This is a genomic window from Mycobacterium sp. ACS4331, from assembly GCF_001667265.1.
GTDB lineage: Bacteria > Actinomycetota > Actinomycetes > Mycobacteriales > Mycobacteriaceae > Mycobacterium.
In genome coordinates, this window is record NZ_LZHW01000106.1 from 1 (window position 1) to 15,139 (window position 15,139).

Annotated in this window: 17 protein-coding genes; 8 read left to right on the forward strand and 9 right to left on the reverse strand. The window is 66.5% G+C overall.

Features of this window, described 5'->3' with window-relative positions; translation table 11 throughout:
- Positions 1 to 132: 132 nt before the first annotated feature.
- Entirely contained in the window at positions 133 to 1,212 is a 1,080-nt protein-coding gene (locus tag A5727_RS25500; protein WP_068257258.1) for an LLM class flavin-dependent oxidoreductase, read from the reverse strand.
- A gap of 440 nt (positions 1,213 to 1,652) precedes the next feature.
- Between A5727_RS25500 and A5727_RS25505 the strand changes: the two genes are divergently transcribed.
- A complete protein-coding gene (locus tag A5727_RS25505; RefSeq protein WP_068257261.1) occupies positions 1,653 to 2,366 on the forward strand; it encodes a TetR/AcrR family transcriptional regulator in 714 nt (237 codons plus the stop codon).
- 15 nt (positions 2,367 to 2,381) lie between these two features.
- On the opposite strand, the gene A5727_RS25510 is transcribed toward A5727_RS25505, so the two are convergent.
- Complete coding sequence (locus tag A5727_RS25510; RefSeq protein WP_068257264.1) at positions 2,382 to 2,711, reverse strand: cupin domain-containing protein; 330 nt, start codon at positions 2,709 to 2,711, stop codon at positions 2,382 to 2,384.
- A 15-nt stretch (positions 2,712 to 2,726) separates the two neighbouring features.
- Positions 2,727 to 3,197 carry a flavin reductase family protein gene (locus A5727_RS25515; RefSeq protein ID WP_082950040.1) on the reverse strand — a complete coding sequence of 157 codons (471 nt, stop codon included), beginning with the start codon at positions 3,195 to 3,197 and terminating at the stop codon, positions 2,727 to 2,729.
- Positions 3,198 to 3,353: 156 nt separating this feature from the next.
- Between A5727_RS25515 and A5727_RS25520 the strand changes: the two genes are divergently transcribed.
- Complete coding sequence (locus A5727_RS25520) at positions 3,354 to 4,004, forward strand: 3,4-dihydroxy-2-butanone-4-phosphate synthase (protein WP_068257270.1); 651 nt, start codon at positions 3,354 to 3,356, stop codon at positions 4,002 to 4,004.
- An 18-nt stretch (positions 4,005 to 4,022) separates the two neighbouring features.
- Here the strand turns inward: A5727_RS25520 and A5727_RS25525 are convergent, their stop codons facing one another.
- Positions 4,023 to 4,883, reverse strand: coding sequence for a mycofactocin-coupled SDR family oxidoreductase (locus A5727_RS25525; RefSeq protein WP_068257273.1), 861 nt, complete (start codon positions 4,881 to 4,883; stop codon positions 4,023 to 4,025).
- Positions 4,884 to 5,235: 352 nt separating this feature from the next.
- Here A5727_RS25525 and A5727_RS25530 point away from each other — a divergent pair, with 352 nt between their 5' ends.
- From A5727_RS25530 to A5727_RS25540, 3 genes are all read left to right on the forward strand, one after another.
- A complete protein-coding gene (locus A5727_RS25530; protein WP_068257275.1) occupies positions 5,236 to 6,006 on the forward strand; it encodes an SDR family NAD(P)-dependent oxidoreductase in 771 nt (256 codons plus the stop codon).
- 47 nt (positions 6,007 to 6,053) lie between these two features.
- A complete protein-coding gene (locus tag A5727_RS25535) occupies positions 6,054 to 7,289 on the forward strand; it encodes an ethanolamine utilization protein EutH (RefSeq protein WP_068257277.1) in 1,236 nt (411 codons plus the stop codon).
- A gap of 141 nt (positions 7,290 to 7,430) precedes the next feature.
- Positions 7,431 to 7,823, forward strand: a complete 393-nt coding sequence (locus tag A5727_RS25540) for an SHOCT domain-containing protein (RefSeq protein ID WP_068257279.1) — start codon at positions 7,431 to 7,433, stop codon at positions 7,821 to 7,823.
- Positions 7,824 to 7,902: 79 nt separating this feature from the next.
- On the opposite strand, the gene A5727_RS25545 is transcribed toward A5727_RS25540, so the two are convergent.
- Complete coding sequence (locus A5727_RS25545; protein WP_068257281.1) at positions 7,903 to 8,892, reverse strand: DEDDh family exonuclease; 990 nt, start codon at positions 8,890 to 8,892, stop codon at positions 7,903 to 7,905.
- A 76-nt stretch (positions 8,893 to 8,968) separates the two neighbouring features.
- Here A5727_RS25545 and A5727_RS25550 point away from each other — a divergent pair, with 76 nt between their 5' ends.
- Together A5727_RS25550 and A5727_RS25555 are read left to right on the forward strand one after the other, a co-directional pair.
- Positions 8,969 to 10,189 (forward strand): Mur ligase family protein, encoded by a 1,221-nt coding sequence (locus A5727_RS25550; RefSeq protein WP_068257284.1) that lies wholly within the window; start codon positions 8,969 to 8,971, stop codon positions 10,187 to 10,189.
- On the forward strand, positions 10,186 to 10,893 hold the full coding sequence (locus A5727_RS25555) for a type 1 glutamine amidotransferase (protein ID WP_068257286.1): 708 nt from the start codon (positions 10,186 to 10,188) through the stop codon (positions 10,891 to 10,893). Before A5727_RS25550 ends, A5727_RS25555 begins: the two co-directional genes overlap by 4 nt.
- Here the strand turns inward: A5727_RS25555 and A5727_RS25560 are convergent.
- From A5727_RS25560 to A5727_RS25570, 3 genes are all read right to left on the reverse strand, one after another.
- The gene (locus A5727_RS25560; protein WP_068257288.1) at positions 10,890 to 11,807 is read right to left on the reverse strand and encodes a putative endonuclease domain-containing protein; all 918 of its coding nucleotides are present in this window, start codon (positions 11,805 to 11,807) and stop codon (positions 10,890 to 10,892) included. The genes A5727_RS25555 and A5727_RS25560 overlap by 4 nt on opposite strands.
- 104 nt (positions 11,808 to 11,911) lie before the next feature.
- A complete protein-coding gene (gene recR / locus A5727_RS25565; RefSeq protein WP_068257291.1) occupies positions 11,912 to 12,523 on the reverse strand; it encodes a recombination mediator RecR in 612 nt (203 codons plus the stop codon).
- Between the two features lies 1 nt (position 12,524).
- Positions 12,525 to 12,863: a YbaB/EbfC family nucleoid-associated protein gene (locus tag A5727_RS25570; RefSeq protein WP_068257294.1), complete on the reverse strand. Its 339-nt coding sequence runs from the start codon at positions 12,861 to 12,863 to the stop codon at positions 12,525 to 12,527.
- A gap of 116 nt (positions 12,864 to 12,979) precedes the next feature.
- Between A5727_RS25570 and A5727_RS25575 the strand changes: the two genes are divergently transcribed.
- A complete protein-coding gene (locus tag A5727_RS25575; protein WP_068257374.1) occupies positions 12,980 to 13,732 on the forward strand; it encodes an Rv3717 family N-acetylmuramoyl-L-alanine amidase in 753 nt (250 codons plus the stop codon).
- Here A5727_RS25575 and A5727_RS25580 read toward each other — a convergent pair.
- Positions 13,725 to 15,107: a sodium/glutamate symporter gene (locus tag A5727_RS25580; RefSeq protein WP_068257300.1), complete on the reverse strand. Its 1,383-nt coding sequence runs from the start codon at positions 15,105 to 15,107 to the stop codon at positions 13,725 to 13,727. The genes A5727_RS25575 and A5727_RS25580 overlap by 8 nt on opposite strands.
- Positions 15,108 to 15,139: the final 32 nt, after the last annotated feature.

The following is a 15,139-nucleotide window of genomic DNA, read 5'->3' on the forward strand; positions in this document are numbered from 1 at the left end:
CCCCCCCCCCCCCCCCCCCCCCCCCCCCCCCCCCCCCCCCCCCCCCCCCCCCCCCCCCCCCCCCCCCCCCCCCCCGGCGGGGCCCCCCCCCCCCCCCCCCGCCCGGTCCCTCATTGCCGAGAGTTCAGATCATCAGGGCTTCAGGTTGGCGACCATCGGCGCAACCTTCGTGCCGACCAGTTCGAAGCTCTTGCGGTAGACCTCCGGGTTGTCGGTGTACTCGTGACCGAACGAGATCAGGCTGCCGAACCCGCCGACCTCCTGGTAGAGCGCCTCGATCTTGGCCGCGACGGTCTCCGGCGAGCCCACGAGGTGGAAGTTGTCCACCATCCACTCGGCCGACAGCTCATCCGGCGAGATCGTGCCGCCGGTCATCAGTTCGCCCAGACCGAGGCTGATGAAGGTGGGGATGTTGTAGTTGCCCCACAGATCACCCATCGAACCGTTGAGGTAGGCGTCCCGCGCCTCTTCGTCGGAATCGGCCACGAGGACGTCGCGGCAGATCCGCCAGTCGCCGCGATCCGGGGTGTGACCCGCCGACTCCGCCGCGGCAGCGTAGGTGGCCCAGTGCTCACGCAGCACCGACGCATGCACCTGCTGGCTCATCGGGAAGTACCCGTTCTTGCCGGCGACGGTCAGGGTCGGCGACTTGGCCTGCATACCAGTCATGATCACCGGGATGCGGTCCTGAAGCGGCTTGAGGTGCGGGCCGTGGATGTCGTCCGAGTAGGCCGGCATGTCGACGGTCCAGTACTTGCCCTCGATGCGGAAAGGACCCTTGCGGGACCAGATCGCCTCGATGATCTCGATGGCCTCGGTCATCATCTCGGGGTTGTTCTTGCCCGTGTTGAACAGCTGAGCGTCACTGGGGAACGCGCCCGGCGCGAAACCGGCGATGTAGCGTCCGCCGGTCAGGTGGTCCAGCCACATGGTGCGGTGCGCCAGGGCAATCGGGTTGTGGTAGGCCAGGAGGTGAGCGGCGGCACCCAGTTTGATCTGTGACGTGATCTGCGAGGCTGCGGCGATCATGGCATCGGGGGCCGGGCTGGGCTCCCCACCGAGGGTGTAGTGCTCGGCGAAATATGCCTCAGACCAGTTGTACTCGTCGGCCCACTTGGTGATCTGGAGATCCCAGTCGGCGACCTGCTTGGCGGTGCGCTTCCCGTGGGAGTATCCGCGCGAATAGGGGATGTTGAAGATGCCGAACTTCATAGCTCGTCCTTTCTGCGGCGAGGGTGCAGAACCGGGAAGTCTCATCACCCGGCCTGTTGGCCCGAACCTGCCTCGAATCGGCAGGTCAGATCGCGTTGATCGCACTTTGTACATCTGTTGAAAGTGTCGTCACGGTCAACGTAATGCGGGGCGAGCAGGGTGTCAACAGGAACTTGAAGAGAAATGTTTCGAGTCCATATCGCCCTGTGGCACAGGGATATTGACCAGCCTGCGGGCCCTCCACCCCGTCCGAGCCCGGCAGCGCCCTGACCTGCACTTTCTACGCACGTAGGAGGGCGGCGACGTGCAGCTTGCACCTTCCGGTCGACCGGATTGCGGTATTCTCGGCGCCGTACGCGAGGGGGCACTGGTTAACCGGTGCGAAAGAGTATGGGAGTCCATGGGTGAAGAGATCGGGCAGCCGCTCGGAGGCGACAGCCATGGCCCTCGTGGAGGCGGCCCTGCAGATCATCCGTGAATCCGGGGTCAAGAGTGTCACCCACCGCAAGGTGTGCAGCTACGCCGGCGTCGCCCTGGGCAGCAGCACCTACCACTACGAGACCCTCGACAACCTGATCCTCGACGCGTTCGCGCACTACGTGGACGCCGTCTCGTCGAAGTACGAGGCCCACTTCGAAGGCGCCACGTCCGACGACGACCTGATCGAAGGCACATTGGCGCTGGTCAACGCGCTGACCACCGACGTGGGGAATGCGATCCTGGAATGGGAGCTGTTCGCCGAGGCGGGCCGCCAGGCCGCCTATCAGGAGCTGGGCCACAAGTGGTCACACCGGGCACGCACGGCGATCGAGCGGTACGTGTCGCCCAAGACCGCACACATGATGGAGGCCATCTGGGATGGTTCCACGGTGCAGCGGGTTCTCAACGGCGATGAGATGACCGACGACATGATCCGCGAACTCATGCGCGCAGCACTGGAATTGGACTCGACCAGGGGTTATCCCCGCCAGCAGGAGCCCATCAAACCCGCAAAACCGGCGAAGAAGGCCGGGGCGAAGCCCTCGACGAAGACAGCTGCGAAGCCCGCGAAGAAGGCTGGGTCGGCGGCGATCGCGAAGGCGACCGGGAAACCCGCGGAGAAGGCGGCGACGAAGCGCGCAGCGGCGACAGCGCGTCGCACCAAGGCCTCGTAGCCGCCTGCCGCGTCGTCACTGATTGATGACGAACACCTTCCGGATCTTCTCGTGCACGGTCCAGGTCATCTTCTCGCCCGGCTGGCACACGAGCACATCGCCGGGGCCGACTTCGACGGTCTTGCCCGACCCACCCTCGACAGTGGCGCGGCCCTGCAGGATCACGACGGTCTCCTGCCCCTGGTATTCGCTGTGCACACCGGGTTCGGCCTCCCACACGCCGTGCTTCTGGCCACCCTCGGCGTACAACACCGCGGAGCGGACGGGCGCGGTGCTCGCGGGCCGGTCCGCCTCGGTGAGCTCCACAGTCAGCGGGTCGTAGCGGTCGATCACAGTTGTCCTCACTTCTCTCTATCTGTTTCAGCCGGCCACAAGGGCCGGTTGGTCAAGCCGACGGAACTTCGAACGGAAGAACACCAGCGGCTGTGAATCCTGGTCGGACGCGGTGCGCATGCTCAGCACGTGTGCCGTGACGATCATGTGGTCCCCGCCTTCATAGGTTTGGGCCACTTCGGCCTCGATCCATGCCTGACACCCCTCGATCAACGGCGATCCCGTCTCCGGACCTGCAGCCCAACTGATTTCGGCGAACTTGTCGGTGCCGGACTTCGCGAAGGTCATCGCGACCCCCTCCTGCCCCTGTGCCAGGACGTTCACCGCCAACCTGCCGGTCGCCGCGATCAGCGGCCAACTGGTCGAACCGCGGTCCACCGACAGCAGGATCATCCGCGGTCGCAGGGACAGCGCCATGAACGACTGCACCGTCAATCCCACCGGGGCGTCGGCGCAGAATCCGGTCACGACCACCACACCCGTGGGGAAATGGCCCATGACCGTACGGTATTCGGCGGACAAGTCCTCATCTGTCGGCAAGGCACTGCTCCGATCTTTCGATACGACTGGCTCGAGCTGAGTTTCTACATATGATGAAACTATTAGTTGGCGGGCTCGTCAACCGATACGCACCCGCGAAAGAAAGGTCATCACATGAAGACCACCCTGACCGTCCAGACCGACGAACCAGCCCCCGTCTCCCACCTGGGCTCCGACCGAACCCGCGTGGCCTGCGACGCGTTGAAAAGCGGCAGGATGGTCGTCCTGTCGGACGGGCGTGAAGCGACACTCGTACTCTCGGCCGCCACCGCCACCGCCGGGTCCGTCGCCCAGATGATCCGGATGGGATCCGGACTGGTGTGCGTGTCAATGAGTCGAGACCGTCTGCGGCAGTTGTCGATTCCCCGGATGGCGGCCGAGGACGAGTCGCCCGCCAGCCGCTTCCACGTCGCGGGCGACGCCGCGGCCGGAATCGGGACCGGCATCTCGGCGGTCGACCGCGCCCACACTCTGCGCCTGCTCAGCGACCAGTCGAGCGTCAGCGCCGACTTCACCCGTCCCGGACACGTCATCCCAGTCAACGGCGACATCGACTCCCGGGTCTCACCCGGAACCGCAGAACTGGCCCTCATCCTGGTCGGGCTGACCAATGATCCCTCACCCGCGGCCGCATACTGCGCGCTGACCTCGGATCGGGATCCGTGCGAAGTGGCCGGGCCCGAGGAGGGTGCCGCGTTCGCAACGGAACACGGCCTGGCCTTCCTCGAACGGGAGGACGTCCTCACTGCGTTCTACCGGCAGTGAGGACGCCCGCCCCGCAGGTCACTCGTGGGGCATCTTGAAGGGGCCCATCGCGCCGGCGTCGACCACCATGGTCGTGCCGGTGACGTAGCGGCTGGCGTCAGACGCGAGGTAGAGCACCGCGTTGCTGATGTCCTCGGGCTGAACGAAGGGGATCGGCAGCGCATTCATGCCCATCAGGGCGGGAATCGAATCCTCCTGCGTGGCATTGGGTTTGCCACCTGAGAACAGCGTGTTGTACGCGTCGTTGTTGATCATCAGGGTGTCGACATTGGTCGGATTGACCGAGTTGACCCGGATGTGATGCGGCGCCAGCTCACCCGCCAGAGTGCGCATCAGGCCGTTCGCGCCATGCTTGGAGGCGGCGTAGTGGCCCACGTTGAGTTCAGCCACCAACCCGGAGATCGAGCTGATGATGATCACCGATCCCCCCTGCCCCTGGGCGAGCAGGTGCGGCACGGTGGCCTTGATGGTCTTCCACACGCCGGTGAGGTTGACGTCGAGCTGATCCTGGAACTGCTGCTCGGTGAGCTCCCACATCGGGGCGATGTCATTGACCGTGCCGGCGTTGGCCACCACCACATCGAGCCGTCCCAGTTCCCTGAAGCCGTCGTCGACGAAGGTTTTCAGGGCAGCGAAATCGCGGACGTCCACCTGACCTGCGATGATGCGCCGCCCGGTCTCACTCACCAGACGCACGGTCTCGTCCAGATCCTCCGGCGTCGACATCGCATACGGCACGGTGTCGATCTGCCTGCAGATGTCGACGGCCAGGATGTCCGCGCCCTGCTCGGCAAGTTTGATGGCGTGCGAGCGCCCCTGCCCTCGGGCCGCGCCGGTGACCAGCGCGACTTTGCCGGTCAGGTCGAGCGGATTGCTCATGAGTTCACTCCCAAGTGCTGAATTATTCCGACATTTGTAGGAATCGAGTGCACCGTACGGGCGCGGCCACGCCCTGTCAATGGATAGGGGGAACTCAATCCGTCTGTGCATCAACGTGTTAGCGGAGCGCACGCGAATTCAGGGCGCCGGGTTGACACCATCGCGAACCACCCCTACTGTAACCGCGATCACACTTTCAACAAATGTACACATTCGGGTCGCGGGGCCAGCTGTGAGCTGGCACGATCCTCGACTATCGGGGCTGACCCGATCCATCCGGATCACTTGTTGACAGCGGACAACGACGCAGCGTGCCGAGCGGCACAGCACTGACAGAAGGGCACAGACACAGATGACGACGCCTCGCCGACTCGTCGGACGAATCGCACTGGTGACGGGCGGCAGTAACGGCCAGGGCGCCGGACACACCCGCCGGCTGGCACAGGAGGGTGCGATCGTCTACTTCACCGACGTCGACACCGAGTCCGGATCCGCGCTCGAAGCGAGCCTGCGCGAAGAGGGCCTGGAGGTGCACTTCCGCAAGCATGACGTCGCCAGCTTCCAGGACTGGCAGGACATCGCGTCCGAGATCGACACCGACCAGGGCCGCCTCGACATCCTGGTCAACAACGCCGGAATCCTGGACCTGTTCACTGCCGAGGACGCCACCGAGCAGTCCTGGCAGCGCACGCTCGACATCAACACCAAGAGCATCTTCCTGGCCGTCAAGGCCACGCTGCCTCTGCTGCGCAAGAGCACGGCGGCCTCGGTGATCAACACCTCGAGCATCTTCGGCCTGATCGGCGCCGACGGCTACCTCGCCTACATCGCCTCCAAGGGCGCGGTGACCACGATGACGAAGTCGCTCGCCCTCACCTATGGCCGGGAAGGTATCCGGTTCAACAGCATTCACCCCGGCTACATCGACACCCCGATGCTTCGCGAGGAACTCGCCGGGCTTCCCGAGGGCTCAGCCGAGTCGATCCTGCAGACCGTCCCGCTGGGCCGCTTCGCGCTCGGCGAGGAGATCTCACCGTCCGTGGCTTTCCTGGCCTCCGACGATGCCGCCTACATCACCGGTGCCGAACTGATCATCGACGGCGGACACCTGGCTGGACGCTGAGCAGCGTCCCGCTATCTTCAACCACTGAATTGAGAGGGTGATTCACCTTGGAACTTCTCGGACAGCTGATCATCTGGGCGATGATGGCTTGTATGGTCGTAGGCGCCGGCGCCTACATCCTGCGGCCGGACTCGCCACTGGCGGGTGAATTCCGGGACGGCATCGGCGTCCTGGGACAGATCTTCATCCCCGTGGCCGGCATGATGGGCATCATCCCCCTGCTGGTGCCCGCCATCAACGCGACCGTCGGCCCGGTCTACGAGTGGCTGCATTCGGATCCTTCGATCGCGGTCGCCACCTTCCTGCCCAGCGACCAGGGCTCCTACGCGCTGGGGCTGGAGGTCGCCAACAGCCACGGCGCATGGATCCTGGCCTTCACCGTGGGCCTCACTGCAGGTGCGGTGATCGCCTTCTCGATCCCGGTCGGCCTGGCGCTCCTGGACAAGAAGCACCACAAGTACCTGGCGCTGGGCACGATGTGCGGCCTGCTGGCCATCCCCGTCACCTCGGTGATCATGGCAGTGATGCTGATGCAGTCCGGCGTTCTGCTCCGCGAGGAGATCGACACCGCGGGCCCGGGCACCAAGCCGTTCGACCTGTCCTTCGGTGAGGTGCTGCTGAATCTCATCCCGCTGGTCATCATCATGGTGGCGATGGCGCTGGCGCTGAGGTTCTTCACCGACCTCACGGTCAAGGCGTTCCTGGTCTTCGCCAAGGTCATCGTGGTCGTCACGACCGTCTCGATGACGGCGAACGTGGTCGAGTACTTCACCGGTGTCTTCACCAAGATCTTCGGCTCGTTCCCGCTGGCACCGTTCATCGCCGACGCCGACGACCAGTTCCGCGCGCTCGAGGTGTGCGGCTACGTCGCGGTGATGCTGGCTGGCGCGTTCCCGATGGTGTACCTGATCCGCACCGGTCTGGCCAAGCCGCTGCAGTCGGTCGGTGACCGATTCGGCGTCTCCGAGGCGGGTATCACCGGCTTCCTGGCCGGCGCCACCAACATCCTGGCGCTGTACCGCGTCATTCCGTTGATGCCGCCCCGCGACCGCGTGCTGACCATCGCCTTCTCGGTGTGTGCGGCGTTCGCCATCGGCGACTACCTGGCCTTCACCGCGAACTTCCAGCCGAACATGATCGTTCCGATGATCGTCGGAAAGCTGGCGGGCGGCGTACTCGCGGTCGTGATCGCGATGTGGTTGGCCGTGCCCTACCTCAAGCGGTTCGCCGCCGAGGACGAGGACGATATTGAATCGCCGGAACTCGAGGCCGACAAGGTCTAAAGGGATCCGACAACTGCGGCCGGCTCGTGCACCAGCGAGCCGGCCGCAGTGCATTGTCGACCCGGACGTCAATTCGCGAAGTAGGATTCCGCGCTGGAATGGGACGCATCAGCGTGCCATCGGAGCAAGGAGCTTCACGCAATGCATTTCGACTGGGACGCTTTCTGGGGACTGCTGTGGTACTCGCTGGTGATCTTCGCGTTCATCGCGTACCTGATCATCCTGTTCAACATCATCGTCGACCTGTTCTGGCGCGACCATAAGACGTCCGGCTGGCTCAAGGCCATCTGGGTGATCTTCCTGATCGTCTTCCCGTACCTGACCGCCTTCGTCTACCTGATCGTGCGCGGGCGCGGCATGGCACTGCGGGCCCAGCGAGCCGCTTCCGAGGCCAAGCTGGAGACCGACAAGTACATCCGGTCGGCCGCGGGACGCTCCCCGGCGCAGGAGATCGCCGACGCCAAGGAGCTTCTCGACGCCGGCACCATCACGGCTGACGAGTTCAACTCACTGAAGGCAAAGGCGCTCAGCTAGTTCGACCACGCGCACCGATGCGCCGGCCTTGTGACGGCGTATCGGGGCGTGTCCGGAACCGACTGACCCACAACCTCTTTCAGAACAACACGAACTGACCGCCGTCGGGCGTGGCGTCGACGAACTCCTCGATCCCCGTCCCGCAGACGACGTCGCCGACGTGCGCCATGAACTCTCCGTCGGAGACCACTGGAACCCCGAACTCCTTGGCCAGGAAGCCCTTTCCCTGTTCGGGCCGCGCCTCGTTGCAGATGACCAGCGATGTCTCGGGGTCGACATTGTCACAGTAGGCCAAGCCCGCGTGCAGGATTCGCTCCACCAGTTCCTCGTGCGTGCGGGTGCACTCGGCGGACAGCGCGACCCGCATGCCCTGCACCAGCGGACGACCCCGCACATACCGGCCCGGGTTCTGATACGGGCACGGCATCCGCGACGCCAACGCCTTCAACGGTCGTATCTCCTCATGCGTCACCCGCCCGTTGGGCCAGCGTCGCCGCATCGCGGGCCGCACCGGCAACCACACGTCACGCTGCCGTGCGCGCTCGAGCACCGGTGTCAGCAGGCGTGACAGGACCAGCGCATCGTCGAACGCATCGTGCGCCCGGGTCTGTGGGACGCCCCAGTGCCGGGCGAGCGTCTCGAGGCGCAGGTTGTCCAGGCCCAGCTCCAGCCGTCGGGCCAATTCCACCGTGCACATCACGGTGTCGACCGGCAGCACCGTGCCGGCCTGCTCGGCCTCAGCTGCGAGAAATCCGTAGTCGAATGCCACGTTGTGGGCCACCAGCGTGCGACCCTGCAGCAGGCTCATCAGATCACCGGCGATCTCATCGAAGGTCGGCTGATCCTCCAGCATCTCGGCCGTCAAACCGTGCACGTGGGTGGGCCCGGGATCAACCCCCGGGTTCAGCAGACTGGCCACCGACTGCTCGACCTGCCCGTCCGCGTCCAGCGCGAGCGCCGCGACGCTGATCACGCGGGCTTGGCCGGGACGGAAACCCGACGTCTCGACATCGACCACGGCCCAGCCCTCACCGGGTGCTGTCGCCGGTCGACCCCAGGAATGGCTCACAGCCTCAGAATGGCACGCACCGGTGACAAACCAGGCGTTGTGCGCAACCGTGTCTTCCCTCAGTAGATTGACTCCCGTGATCACCGCCCGAGGACGCCTGGCCCTGGCCGCGGGGTCGACCGCGCGCTGGGCCTCGCGGGTGACGGGCCGCGGTGCCGGCGCGATGATCGGCGGCCTGATCGCCATGACACTGGACCGCTCCATCCTGCGCCAACTGGGCCAGGGACGCCGCTGCGTGGTCGTGACCGGCACAAACGGCAAGTCGACCACCACCCGGATGACCGCCGCGGCGCTGGCCACTCTGGGCGAGGTCGCCACCAACGCCGAGGGCGCCAACATGGACGCGGGCCTGGTCGCCGCGCTGGCAGCCCGTCGTGACGCTTCACTGGCGGCCCTCGAAGTCGACGAGATGCATGTGCCCCACGTCTGCGATGCGGTCGATCCCGCGGTCATCGTGCTGCTCAATCTGTCGCGTGACCAGCTTGACCGCGTGGGTGAGATCAACCACATCGAACGCACCCTGCGCACGGGGCTGGCGCGCCATCCCGGCGCCGTCGTCATCGCCAACTGTGACGACGTGTTGATGACCTCGGCCGCCTACGACTGCCCCAACGTCGTGTGGGTCGCTGCTGGTGGAAGCTGGTCGAACGACTCCGTGAGCTGCCCGCGCAGCGGGGAGATCATCGTCCGCGAGGGCAGCGACTGGTCCTCGACCGGCACCGACTTCAAGCGGCCCAGCCCGCAGTGGTGGTTCGACGACGACACGCTGTACGGCCCCGACGGGCTGGCGCTGCCGATGAGCCTGGCGCTGCCCGGAGCGGTCAACCGCGGCAATGCCGCACAGGCCGTGGCCGCCGCCGTCACCCTCGGCGCCGACCCGGTGGCCGCCGTCGCCGCCGTCTCGGGCGTCGACGAGGTGGCCGGACGCTATCGGACCGTGCGGGTGGGTGACCACACCGTCCGGGTGCTGCTGGCCAAGAACCCGGCCGGCTGGCAGGAGGCGCTGTCCATGGTCGACACCTCGGCCGCGGGCGTGGTGATCTCGGTCAACGGTCAGGTGCCCGACGGCGAGGACCTGTCCTGGCTGTGGGACGTCAACTTCGAGCACTTCGTCGATCACCCCGTCGTCGCCGCAGGTGAGCGCGGTACCGATCTGGCCGTCCGGTTGGGCTACGCCGGCGTCGGGCACACGCTTGTCCACGACACCCTGACGGCGATCGCATCCTGCCCGGCCGGGCACGTCGAGGTCGTCGCCAACTACACCGCGTTCCTGCAGCTGAACCGGCGGTTGTCATGACGGTGCGGATCGGATTGGTGCTGCCCGACGTGATGGGCACCTATGGCGACGGCGGCAACGCCGTGGTGCTGCGCCAGCGACTGCGGTTGCGCGGAATCGACGCCGAGATCGTCGAGATCACGCTGTCCGATCCCGTGCCCGAGTCGTTGGACCTCTACACGCTCGGGGGCGCGGAGGACTACGCGCAGCGCCTGGCCACGAAGCATCTGATCCGGTACCCGGGTCTGCAGCGCGCTGCCGAGCGCGGCGCACCGGTGCTGGCGATCTGCGCGGCCATTCAGGTGCTCGGGCACTGGTATGAGACCTCTGCCGGTGAGCGCGTCGACGGCGTCGGTCTGCTGGACGTCACGACGTCACCGCAGGAGACCCGCACCATCGGCGAGGTGGCCGCCACCCCGCTGATCGACGGGCTTTCACAACCGCTGACGGGCTTCGAAAACCACCGCGGCGGTACGGTTCTCGGCTCCGCGGCGCGACCCTTGGCGGCCGTGACCAAGGGGGCGGGCAACCGCCTCGGCGACGGCTATGACGGTGCGGTGCAGGGGTCGGTGGTCGCCACGTACCTGCATGGCTGCTGTCTGGCCCGCAATCCGGAGTTGGCCGATCATCTGCTCTCCCAGGTGGTGGGGCCGTTGCCGCCGCTGGACCTGCCCGAGGTCGAGCAGTTGCGGCGCGAGCGCCTGGCCGCACCCCGCCGGGTCTAAGCGGCCGCTCCCCCTTTTTTGCCATAACAACGTTTGGGCGAGTTTGTGCGAGTGGATCGCGCCATTTCGTCGAGTTCGGCGCCGCCGCGACGCAGATACGCCTCCCGCACCCAGGTGACGACCTTCGCCTCGGAATCCTCCTTGAGGACGCGGATCACCTCCCACCCCTTCCGCTCGACCATCGGCAGCCGCCTGACATCCCGCACATACTGCATGCGATCGGTGCGATGCTGTTCGCCGTCGTACTCGACGGCCAGTTGAAGCTCACGCCAACCCATGTCCAGGAACGCAACTGGCACACCGTTCTCCAGCACCGGAATCTGCGTCTCCGGAACTTGAAAACCCTTGTCCACAAGGAGAAGTCGCAGCCAGCTCTCTTTAGGGGACGCCGCGCCCGCATCGACCAGCGGCAACAACTCCCGCAGTTGGCGTACACCCCGTGCCGGCCCGTATCGATCGATGAGCGCCAGGACTTCCCCGGCATCGAACGGAGCGGCCCGCATCAGCGCATCCATCCGGGCGATCGCGGCGTAGCGTTTGGCGAGCCTGCCGAGGTCATAAGCCGTGCGCGCCCCGTTGGTGACGGGCAGACCCGAGATCTCACAGACCTCGTCCTGGGCGTACCGGTCCATTCGAATGGCGAGGCCCTGCTGGCGTCGACGTTCGGTTCCCAGGAGCTCGACCGCGGCGGTGGCGTCCACCCAGTCCGCACCATGTAGCGCCGATGCGGCGACACCCGCGATCACACCTGTGCGATCAGAGGTCAGCCACGCACCGAGGCAGCGGTCTTGGAGCGTCGGCACGGCACGGTTGGGGACGTAGACTCCACGAAAAAGAGGCCGATAGAACCGGCGTAGATCACTGCGGGACATTCCGTCCGCGAGGGCTTCTCGGCCCAGGAAAACTTCCGTCATGCGCGCATAGTGAGCCTGAGCACTGACAGGACCCGCCGAGATCGACGAAATGGCGAAGGTTACTCACAGAAATGCGCCCAAACGTTGTTATGGGCGCCCAAAACCTAGGCCATGGCGCGGCGGCCGGCCAGCGCACGGCCCAGCGTCAACTCGTCGGCGAACTCCAGGTCACCGCCCATCGGCAGCCCAGACGCAATCCGCGTGACGGTCAGGCCCGGGATGTCGCGCAGCATGCGGACCAGGTAGGTCGCGGTCGCCTCGCCCTCGGTGTTCGGATCGGTGGCGATGATGACCTCGGTGATGTCGACGCCGTCGACACGTTCACCGATGCGGTTGAGCAGTTCACGGATCCGCAACTGCTCGGGCCCCACCCCCGACAACGGGTCCAGCGCACCACCGAGCACGTGGTAGCGGCCGCGGAACTCGCGCGTGCGCTCGACGGCCTGCACGTCCTTGGGCTCCTCGACGACACACACCAGCGTGCCGTCGCGGCGCGGATCGCTGCAGATGCGGCAGCGCTGTTCGTCGGAGACGTTGCCGCACATATCGCAGAACGTCACCCCGTCCCGGACCCGCCCCAGCACCGCGGTCAGCCGGTCGATGTCCGGCGGCTCCACCGACAGGAGGTGGAAGGCGATGCGTTGCGCGCTCTTCGGACCGATGCCGGGCAGCTTGCCCAGCTCATCGATCAAGTCCTGGACGGGGCCTTCGAACAAGTCAGAACCCCGGCATCCCCAGCGCGTTGCCCATGCCGCCGGCCAGCGGACCCAGCTTGGACTGCGCCAGGATCGTCACCTGAGAGGACGCATCCGCGAGCGCACCGACGATCAGGTCCTGCAGTGTCTCGGGATCGGACGGATCGATCACCTTGGGATCGATCGCGATGCCGACGACCTCGCCACTGCCCTTGACCGTCACCTGCACCAGGCCGCCACCGGCCTGACCGTGCACCTCGGTGTTGGCGAGCTTCTCCTGCGCCTCCATCAACTGCTGCTGCATCTGCTGCGCCTGCGCGAGCAGAGCGGACATGTCGGGTGCGCCTCCACCGGGTTGCATGCCTGATCCCTTCACATGTTGGTTGCGGCCGAGTCTCGACTTGGTTTCGCATGGGCGTTCTTGCGGTCTCGGCGCTTCAAGCGTAGTCGTCAGGAGGCTACGGTGGCGCAGTGCCCATACCAGCCTGCCTGCGTGTCGGCGCGCCGCTCGCCGCCGGCGTGCTCGTCGCCGCGTCCGTGATGATCTCGCCCACCGCCGTCGCCGCACCGTCGATCGCCGGGATGATCGTCTTCCTCGACCCCGGGCACAACGCCGTCAACGACGGCAACAGCAGACAGGTGCCCACCGGTCGCGGCGGCACCAAGGACTGCCAGACCAGCGGCACCGCGACGGACGACGGGTTCACCGAGCACTCGTTCACCTGGGACACCACGCTGCGGATCCGCGCCGAACTGATGAAGTACGGCGTCCGCACCGCGATGTCCCGCGGCGACGACAACTCCGCGGGACCCTGCGTCGACGAACGCGCGGCCCTGGCCAACTCGGTCCGGCCCAACGCCATCGTGTCGGTGCACGCCGACGGCGGACCGCCGTCGGGTCGCGGGTTCCACGTGCTGTACTCCAACCCGCCGTTGAACCAGGCCCAGGCCGGCCCCGCAGTGCGCCTGGCCACCACCATGCGGGACCAGTTGATGGCCTCCGGCATCCCGGCGTCGAACTACATCGGCTCGAATGGGCTGAACCCGCGCTCGGACATCGCGGGCCTCAACCTGGCGCAGTACCCGTCGGTGCTGGTCGAGCTGGGCAACATGAAGAACCCGGCCGACTCGGCGCTGATGAAGACGCCGGAGGGACGGCAGAAGTACGCCAGCGCCGTGGTGCGCGGCATCACGACCTACCTGGCAACCCAGCCCGCCGCCGTCAGCTGACACTCGCCCGATTGCGCCGGACGCCCCACACCCCGGTCAGAATCACGGCCACGGCGCTGGCCGCGGTGAACCACGGCAGCCCGATCGCGGTGATCAGCGGTACCGACAGCGCCGTCAGCAGCCCACCGCCCAGCAGCGGTTCGTACAGCAGCTGCTTGTAGCCGTAGGCGTCCGCGGTGGTGGTCTGACGACGCGGATCCACCATGTCGGCCAGGACGAATCCGGTCGCCACGTTGCCCTGGGACTGCCCGAAGTCGGCGATGGCGTGCTCGAACCAGTCCTCGCGATGGAACCGGCGGCCCACCCACAGCAGCGTGACGACGCTCCACCCCACCCCGATGACGGTGAAGATCACGATCGCCGGGACGTTCGAGCCGATGGTGGCCAGCGACATCGTGCCGATTGCGCACACCAGCAGGATGTCGAGCGCGATCGACGAGATCCCCGCCACGGCGCGCTTGTCCACCAAGTGCGCGCACCCGGTTCGCACCACCACCCACTGCACCAGGAAGCCGCCGACGACCGCGACGGGAAACAGCGGGAACGTGTCGAGGACATCGGACCCGAACGCCCTGACGACAGCGCGCGCACCCCACAGCATCGCGACCGACACCATGATCGCCACGCCGATGAGGGCGAATGCCACGGTCGCGGGGTGCAGACCCGTCTCTGCCTGCGGTCGGGTGTCCGACGGTGCGACGTGGATGTCATCGACGTCGTAGCGCTCGTCGCGGCGCAGCGGCTCATTGCGCCGCACGGAGACCTTCGGACTGCGCACCGCCCAGCGCACCAGGGCCGACCCCACGACGACGCCGGTCACCATGCTGATGGTGGCCAGCCCGAGACCGACGTCGACGAGTTCGGGTGCGCCGGCGTCAGTGAGCAGCTGACCCATCCCGGCGATGGTCCCGTGCCCGCCGGCAAACGACAGTTCCAGCAGGGAACCCGCTTCCGGCGCAAGCCCGAACACGGGGGTCAACACCAGCAGCACCGCCAGCCCGCCCAACGCGAACTGGCCGAAGGACAGGAATGACCCGAGCAGCGCGTGCGGCGCGGCCGCCTCCCACAGCTCACCCGGCTTGGGCAGGGTCTTCCCGATCATGATGGCGGCGAACACCACGTTGATCATCAGGCCGGGGATCACCCGCCAGATGTCGACGACCTGCTGCGGAAACAGGCCGTCGGTGCCGGTGAGTTCCCCCAGCACCTGCGGACCGAGCAGCAGCACCAGGAACCCGGCCACCACGCTGGCGGGGATGAACAGCGCGTTGAGCGCACGCACTTTGGCCCGCACCAGCCAGGAGACCAACAGCACGCCGCCGAGGATCGCGAGCGCGAGGCCAACACGTTGAGCGTCGCCGAGATGGGCAGTCACCGTCAGTCCTCCGATCGGTGGTGGCTGCCCAA